6 protein-coding genes are annotated in these 7,527 nt (G+C 64.8%); 2 read left to right on the top strand and 4 right to left on the bottom strand.

Features of this window, described 5'->3' with window-relative positions:
* The first annotated feature begins 281 nt into the window (after positions 1 to 281).
* Together AC1Q7Q_RS33200 and AC1Q7Q_RS33195 are read left to right on the top strand one after the other, a co-directional pair.
* On the top strand, positions 282 to 980 hold the full coding sequence (locus AC1Q7Q_RS33200) for a response regulator (protein WP_492376732.1): 699 nt from the start codon (positions 282 to 284) through the stop codon (positions 978 to 980).
* An 11-nt stretch (positions 981 to 991) separates the two neighbouring features.
* Positions 992 to 2,899 carry a sensor histidine kinase gene (locus tag AC1Q7Q_RS33195; protein WP_492376733.1) on the top strand — a complete coding sequence of 636 codons (1,908 nt, stop codon included), beginning with the start codon at positions 992 to 994 and terminating at the stop codon, positions 2,897 to 2,899.
* Positions 2,900 to 2,921: 22 nt separating this feature from the next.
* Here AC1Q7Q_RS33195 and AC1Q7Q_RS33190 read toward each other — a convergent pair whose 3' ends face one another.
* The 4 genes from AC1Q7Q_RS33190 to AC1Q7Q_RS33175 all read right to left on the bottom strand — a co-directional run bounded on the left by AC1Q7Q_RS33190 (position 2,922) and on the right by AC1Q7Q_RS33175 (position 7,305).
* Positions 2,922 to 3,218: a helix-turn-helix transcriptional regulator gene (locus AC1Q7Q_RS33190; protein WP_043356716.1), complete on the bottom strand. Its 297-nt coding sequence runs from the start codon at positions 3,216 to 3,218 to the stop codon at positions 2,922 to 2,924.
* Positions 3,219 to 3,422: 204 nt separating this feature from the next.
* The gene (locus AC1Q7Q_RS33185; RefSeq protein WP_150987429.1) at positions 3,423 to 4,925 is read right to left on the bottom strand and encodes a tripartite tricarboxylate transporter permease; all 1,503 of its coding nucleotides are present in this window, start codon (positions 4,923 to 4,925) and stop codon (positions 3,423 to 3,425) included.
* A gap of 12 nt (positions 4,926 to 4,937) precedes the next feature.
* Positions 4,938 to 5,399 (bottom strand): tripartite tricarboxylate transporter TctB family protein, encoded by a 462-nt coding sequence (locus AC1Q7Q_RS33180; RefSeq protein WP_150987427.1) that lies wholly within the window; start codon positions 5,397 to 5,399, stop codon positions 4,938 to 4,940.
* A gap of 379 nt (positions 5,400 to 5,778) precedes the next feature.
* Positions 5,779 to 7,305, bottom strand: a complete 1,527-nt coding sequence (locus AC1Q7Q_RS33175) for an MATE family efflux transporter (RefSeq protein WP_492376734.1) — start codon at positions 7,303 to 7,305, stop codon at positions 5,779 to 5,781.
* Positions 7,306 to 7,527 lie beyond the last annotated feature (222 nt).

The following is a 7,527-nucleotide window of genomic DNA, read 5'->3' as shown; positions in this document are numbered from 1 at the left end:
GATACTCAGACATGGGTCCCTCTTTTCCGCTCTTTTCGCCGAAGCCCGAGGCGCCCCATACGGCCTGGGCACACCTTGACGGCTCGCTTCGCATCGCGCTTGGGTGTTACCCGCCTGACTGGCGGGTAACACGGCCGAACCGAATGGCTGCGGCGCGGGCTGCCGCCGGTTTGACCGTATCCGGTGCCGGCGCTACGATTGCCGCCAGACGCCATCCCATGAATATGGAGTACCGCCCCGCGCCAATGCGCGCCATAGTCGAGACTACCTCAGCCTGAACCATGCCCTCACAGAACCTGTCTGCGGCCCCAGAGGCCGATATCCGCGTCCTGCTGGTCGAGGATGACCCCGCCACCAGCGTGCGCCTGCAAAATGCGCTGGCCAGCTTGCCGGGCATCCAGGTGATGGCGGCCTGCGCGCAGCGCGCCAGCGCCTGCGAGTGGCTGGCCGCGCATGAGCCCGACGTGCTGCTGTGCGACCTCGGGCTGCCGGACGGCTCCGGCATCGATGTCATCCGTCAAGCGCGCCGGCTGCACCCGCGCTGCGACTGCATGGTGATCACCATGTTCGGTGACGAGGCCAATGTGCTGGCCAGCATCGCCGCGGGCGCCACCGGCTACCTGCTCAAGGACGAATCGGACGACAACCTGCGCGCCTCCGTGCTGGAATTGCGCGCCGGCGGCTCACCGATGAGCCCGGTGATCGCGCGCAAGGTCATCACCCGGCTGCGCAGTGCCAGCGTGCCTGGCATCCCGGCGCAGGGCGCCCCTGGCATGGACGTGACGCTATCCGCCCGCGAGACCGAGGTGCTCGACCTGATCTCGCGCGGGTACACCTATGCGGAAACCGCCGGGCACCTGGCGATCAGCGTGCACACCGTGCAGGCGCATATCAAGAACATTTACGGCAAGCTGGCGGTCAACTCCCGCACCGAGGCCGTATTCGAAGCCCACAAGCTTGGCCTGTTGAAGACCTTTTGAGGCCAATGCCGATGGCCCTGCTGCCCATCCTGCGGCTGGTGTGCCTGAGTGCCCTGTGGCTCGCCATGGGCTGTGGGGTCACCGCCTGCGGCGCAGAGCGCCAGGATCCGTCGCTGCCATCCGCGCCGGACCCGGCAAACCAGGTGCAGGTGCTGCAGCAAGCGCTGGCCGTGGTCCGCCCCGACGGCGCCGGGCAAGGCCAGGCGCCCCAGCCGGCCGAGATCGCACTGCCCCACGACTGGGACCGCGTCTACCCCGGCCGCGACGGCACGGCGACCTATCGCCTGGATTTTCCCTACCGCGGCGCCGGGCAGGACATCCCCGCGCTCTACCTGGCGCGCGCGGCCAACAGCTTCGAGATGCATCTCAACGGCAAGCTGCTGGCCGCCTCCGGCGCCATGGATGCGCCTGCCCTCTACGGCGGCCAGCGCCCCTTGTACATCCCCGTGCCCGAGGCCATGCTGCAGCCGGAGAACGAGCTGACGATCAAGATCGCCGCCCGCGCGAATGCCAAGGCAGGCCTGTCGCGCGTCGAGTTCGGGCCGGGCCGGCTGGTGCATTCGCACTACCTGGGCGCGCTCTGGTTCCGCGTGATCGGGCCGTTGGTGATCACGGCGCTGAGCCTGTTGCTGACGGCGATCTCGCTGCTGATCTGGTGGCGCCAGCGCGATCCATTGTTCGGCCTCTATGCGCTAGCCGAGATCGCATGGTCGGTCAGCGTGGTCGAGCGCCTGCTGGACAGCGCCCCGTTGCCGCTGCACGCGTGGCAGGTGCTGGTGCTGGCCAGCCGGACCCTGTTCATCGTGGCCACAGCCCGGTTCGCGCTGATCATCATCGACGTTCGCTCGCCGTGGCCGGCGTGGCTGGTCACCGCTTTCCTGTGGATCAAGCTGCCGCTGATCGTGGTGATGACATTCCTGTTCAACACCCCCAGCCTCAAGCTGTTCGACTGGGCCGTCAACATGCTGCTAGCGTGCGGCATCGCCACGGCGCTGGCGTGGGCGGCGCTGCGGCGCCCCAGCCGCGAGCGCCTGGTGCTAGCCGCCACGGTGGCGCTGGCCAGCGCGCTGAGCACCGCCGACGTGATCCGCATCCTGTTCAGCAACGATTTTTACTGGGACACATCGCTAACCAAGTACGTCTCGCAGCTGTTCAGCCTCAGCATGGCCTGGCTGCTGGTGGACCGCTATACGCGCACCACCAGTTCGCTGGCCGAGCTCAACCGCAACCTGGACCGCAAGGTTGCGCAAAAGGAGGAAGAGCTGCATCTGCTCTACGCGCACTCACGTGAGATCGAGCGCGAGCAGGCCACCTTGCGAGAGCGCGGGCGCATCATGCGCGACATGCACGATGGCCTGGGCAGCACGCTGGTCGGGGCGCTCAGCCTGTTGCGCTCAGGCCATGGCTCGCCCATGGTGCTGCAGCAACATCTGCAGCAAGCGCTGGATGCCTTGAAGCTCTCGGTGGATGCCATGCAAGACACTGGCGGCGACCTCGCCGTGGTGCTGGGCAACCTGCGCTACCGGCTGCGGGCCCGCCTGGAGGCGGCGAAGCTGCGGGTGGACTGGCAAGTGGAGCGGCTGCCGCCCGTGGCCGGCCTGACGCCGCAGATCGTGCGCGAGCTACAGTACCTGCTGCTGGAAGCCTTCTCCAACGTCATGCAGCATGCCGGCGGCGCTACGGTGCAAGTGGTGGCGCGCAGCCTCGCGGGCGCCGGCGCCGAGGCCATCCTGATCGAGATCCGCGACGACGGGCGCGGCTTCGATGCGCAGTCCGGCGCCCAGGGCCACGGCCTGGCCAATATGCGCAGCCGCGCGGCCGCCATTGGCGGCGAGTTGTCGATTGCGTCTTCGGAGCGGGGCACGACCGTCAGCCTGCTGCTCTACCCGGCGCGGTGGGCCGAAGGCGAGGCCACCTGAGCGATAGCCAGGTGCGGCAATGCTAGCGCGTCTGCTCGATGTCGCTTTGCAGGACGTCGAGGTGCGACAGGTATTTGTGCAGTTCTTCGCGTCCGCTATCGGTAATGCAATAGACGCGGCCACTGCCTTCCACCAGCTCCGCCGTGATCGCGCGTGCGATCATCAGGCTGCGCAGGATGGGCCTGAGCGAACGGATGTTCTTTTCCACTCCATGCTCGCGCAGGCGGTCAACCAGCGTCATGACCGTCGACGGGCTCGACTGGACAAGCTTGAGGATGTACAGCTTCGAAACGAAGCCGTCTAGCGTTGGCGCTCTCATGCGGCTCCTGTGACACACCTGCCAGCGGTGCGATAGAGCAGATCTACATAGGCAGCCCTGGCGCGGCAAGCGCGCCCGGGCGTGTTACCTGCAAGCGGCCCGGTCGGCACCAGGCGCGCCAATTAAAAAAATGGGGTGCACGAGGCACCCCATTTCTTGCATTGCGCGCGCCAGCGCGAGGCCGGCGCGGGTGGGGCTTGACGACTACTCTTCCTGGAACGCCTCTTCGCGCTTTGCCTTGATGGAAGGCAGGGCAACGATGGCAACCAGCGAAGCTGCTGCGATCAGCAGGCCCAGCGACAGCGGACGGGTCACGAACACCGTGAACTCGCCACGCGACAGCAGCAGGGAGCGGCGGAAGTTTTCTTCCATCATCGGCCCCAGCACGAAGCCCAGCAGCAACGGAGCCGGCTCGCACTTGAGCTTCAGGAACAGGTAGCCGATGATGCCGAAGCCAGCTGCCATGAACACGTCGAAGGTCTGGTTGTTGACCGAGTACACGCCGATACCGCAGAACACCAGAATGGCCGGGTACAGGAAGCGGTAAGGCACGGTCAGCAGCTTCACCCACACGCCAATCATCGGCAGGTTCAGGATGATCAGCATCAGGTTGCCGATCCACATCGAGGCGATCAGGCCCCAGAACAGCGCGGGGTTGCTGGTCATGACCTGCGGGCCCGGCTGGATGTTGTGGATGGTCATCGCGCCCACCATCAGCGCCATCACGGCGTTGGGCGGAATGCCCAGCGTGAGCAGCGGGATGAAGGAGGTCTGCGCCGCGGCGTTGTTGGCCGATTCCGGACCTGCCACGCCTTCGATGGCGCCCTTGCCAAACTCATGTGCGTACTTGGAGGTCTTCTTTTCCAGCGAGTAGGCTGCAAACGAAGCCAGTGCCGCACCGCCGCCCGGCAGGATGCCCAGCGCGGAGCCCAGGAACGTGCCGCGAAGCACGGCCGGGATCATGCGGCGGAAATCTTCCCTGGTCGGCCAGAGGTTGGTGACGCTGTCGGTGAAGGTCTCGCGGGCTTCCTTCTGCTCCAGGTTCGCGATGATTTCCGCGAAGCCGAACATACCCATGGCCAGCGCGACGAAGTCGATGCCATCGGTCAGCTCGGGGATGTCGAAGGAGAAGCGTGCGGCGCCCGAGTTCACGTCGGTACCGATCAGGCCCAGCAGCAGGCCCAGCACGATCATCGCCACGGCCTTGGGCAGCGAGCCCGAAGCCAGCACCACGGCGCCGATCAGGCCCAGGCACATCAGCGAGAAGTACTCGGCAGGACCGAACTTGAACGCCAGTTCCGACAGCGGCGTAGCAAACGCGGCCAGGATCAGGGTAGCCACGCAGCCGGCAAAGAAGGAACCCAGGCCAGCGGTTGCCAATGCCACGCCCGCTCGTCCCCGCCGTGCCATCTGGTAGCCATCGATGGTGGTCACCACCGACGACGATTCACCCGGCAGGTTGACCAGGATAGCGGTGGTGGAGCCGCCATACTGTGCGCCGTAGTAAATACCGGCCAGCATGATCAGCGCTGCCACCGGGGGCAGCGTGTAAGTCACCGGCAGCAGCATGGCGATGGTGGCCAGAGGCCCCAGGCCCGGCAGCACGCCGATCAAGGTACCCAGCACACAGCCCAGGAAGGCGTATGCCAGGTTCTGCAACGAAAGCGCCGTGGAAAAGCCCAAGGCAAGATGGTCAATCAATTCCATATGGCCGACTCCTTAACCAGTAATGAAAGCAGGCCACACCGGCATCTGCAGGTTGATGCCGTACACGAAGGCGCCCATGCTGATCAGCACCAGGACGATCGCGTTCAAGACCGCGCCCTTCCAGCTGAACTCATGGCTGGCCATCGACGACACCAGCACCAGCACGAACACCGACAACACCATGCCGAGCGGCTTGAGCAGCAGGCCGAACAGCACCACCGAACCCAGAATCCACAACAGGGTCTTCAAGTCCCAGCGGGCGAGCTGGTCAGCTTCACCCTTTTTCGATACCGAGCCGATCAGCACGAATGCACCGAGCACGGCGAGTACCAGGCCGAGTAGAAACGGAAAATATCCGGGGCCCATCTTGGCGGCTGTTCCCATGGAATAGCCGCGGGCGACCCAGGAAAAGCACAATCCGACCAGAATGAACATCAGGCCGGAGGCAAAGTCCTTTTGGCTGCGTATGCGCAAAACGATTCTCCTCAAAGTACGTGAAAGCAGTGCCCCTCCGCTCGCAGGCTCTTTGCATGCGGAGGTGGTCCGTTCGGCAGGAAGAAAATAGTGTCCCTGCAGGATGGAACGAACATTAGAGAGGCGATCTTTCAGCTTGCTTTCATTTGTCTTGGTTTAGGGGTATTCACCGATACGCTTGGAAATCCCGCCAAAATACATACATCACGCCGTGATGTAACACCGAAAGACGAATGAAAGGAAGCCGAAGGGAAATTGAAGGGGATCGAAAGGAAAACGTAAGGAAAACACGAGGATCATCCTGGTGCGGACGCGTGCCGGCAGACCCGAGGGCCGCTTGCATCACCTTACTGGCACGCGGGATATGCGGGCCAGCGACTCAGTCGGCGCCCTGCTTCGACATTGCGCATGACTCTCCCGCCAGCGCCGGCTCGCCGGCGGCGCCGGCCGTGCTCAGGGCTTCCTCGCACGCTGTGCCCATGCTGGTATCGGGCGCCTGGGGCGCGAACTCCGGCTCCGGGGCCGGCCCGGGCGCGACCGGCAGGATACGGGCGGCGCGCCAGTTGCCAAAGCGGTAATACGCCACGGCCAGCGTGACCGAGACCACCGAGCCCAGCGGAAAGCTCCACCAGATCGCATCGGCGCCGACGGCGCGCTCGAGCACCCAGGCAAATGGCAGGCGCACCACCCACATCGACAGGAACAGGATCACCAGCGGGGCCATCACCGCGCCGGTGGCGCGCACGGTGCCGAACAACACGATGGTGAAGCCGAACAGGATGAAGGACCACAGCACGATGGCATTGATATGCTGCGCAATACCGATGGCCGTGCCGTCATCGGGCAGGAACAAGCCCAGCGAGTGACGGTTGAACAGGTAGATCAGGGCAACCAGCGTTCCGGTCATCAGCAAGTTGAACATCAGCCCCACGCGTGTGATGCGCGTCACGCGACTCCACAGCCCGGCGCCCACGTTCTGCGCCACCATCGACGACACGCTGGCGCCAACCGCCAGCGCGGGCATCTGCACGTACGTCCACAACTGCGAGGCCACGCCGTAGGCGGCGGTGGTCTGCGAGCCGTAGCGATTGACCAGCGACATCATCACGATCGCCGACGACGAGATCACCACCATCTGCAGCCCCATCGGCAAGCCCTTGGCCACCAGCGCGCGCAGGATCGCGGTATCGGGCCTCAGGTAGGCGAGCTGGTGGCGCCGCAGCGCCAGGAAGTGGTGGCGGCGGTAGAGCACGACCAGCATCGCGGCCAGGCTCGCCAACTGCGCGATCAGCGTGGACAGCGCCGAGCCGGCGATGCCGAGCTCCGGGAACGGGCCGATGCCAAAGATCAGCAGCGGATTGAGCACCACGTCCAGCCCCACCGACAACAGCATGAAATAGAACGGCGTGCGCGAGTCTCCTGCGCCGCGCAGCGTCATCATCACGAAGTTGTAGAAATACATGAAGGGCAGCGCCAGGAAGATGATGCGCAGGTAGCTGATGGCAAGCGCCCTGGCATCGGCCGGCGTGCCCATCGCGGCAAGGATGTCGGGCGTGAAGGCGTAGCCCAGCGCCGCTGCCAGCACCGACAGCAGGACAAAGAAGGTGGTGCTGGTGCCCACCACGCGGCGCGCCTCGACCAGGTCGCGCGCGCCCACGGCTTGCCCGATCATGATGGTGTTGGCCATGCTGATGCCGAACACCACGCCGAGCAGGAAGAACAGGATGATGTTGGCGTTTGAGGTGGCCGTCAGCGCCGCCTCGCCGAGGAAATGCCCCACCCACACGGAATTGATCGAGGCGTTGAGCGACTGCAGGATGTTGCTGCCCAGCACCGGCAGCGAAAACAGCAGCAACGTGCGGCCGATCGGGCCCGTGGTCAGCTGGGCTTTGGATTTTGTTGGCATGTTCGGGGGTGGTCTCGTGTTTTTATCGTGTTCTTGTCGTGTTCTTGTCGTGTTCTGATTGCGCCTGGGATCGTCGGGAAACGCGGGGCAATGCCATGCGCGATGCCCACGTTTGCCACTATGTCACACCTTGCCGACAGCCCTTGTCGGTAGTCGTCTGTCAGACGGAAAGCCAATTGTAAGCAGTTGTTTGGATCAGGGCACGAGCTCTGCGCGCAAGGA

It is taken from the genome of Cupriavidus sp. GW823-FHT07A04, from assembly GCF_058794615.1.
This window is presented reverse-complemented; position numbering and strand designations above follow the sequence as displayed.

Bases quoted from the DNA above. Each gene is read 5' to 3' on its own strand.
- AC1Q7Q_RS33185 (WP_150987429.1), bottom strand. From the start codon at position 4,925: ATGGAATTGATTGACCATCTTGCCTTGGGCTTTTCCACGGCGCTTTCG.
- AC1Q7Q_RS33190 (WP_043356716.1), bottom strand. From the start codon at position 3,218: ATGAGAGCGCCAACGCTAGACGGCTTCGTTTCGAAGCTGTACATCCTC.
- AC1Q7Q_RS33175 (WP_492376734.1), bottom strand. From the start codon at position 7,305: ATGCCAACAAAATCCAAAGCCCAGCTGACCACGGGCCCGATCGGCCGC.
- AC1Q7Q_RS33195 (WP_492376733.1), top strand. From the start codon at position 992: ATGGCCCTGCTGCCCATCCTGCGGCTGGTGTGCCTGAGTGCCCTGTGG.
- AC1Q7Q_RS33200 (WP_492376732.1), top strand. From the start codon at position 282: ATGCCCTCACAGAACCTGTCTGCGGCCCCAGAGGCCGATATCCGCGTC.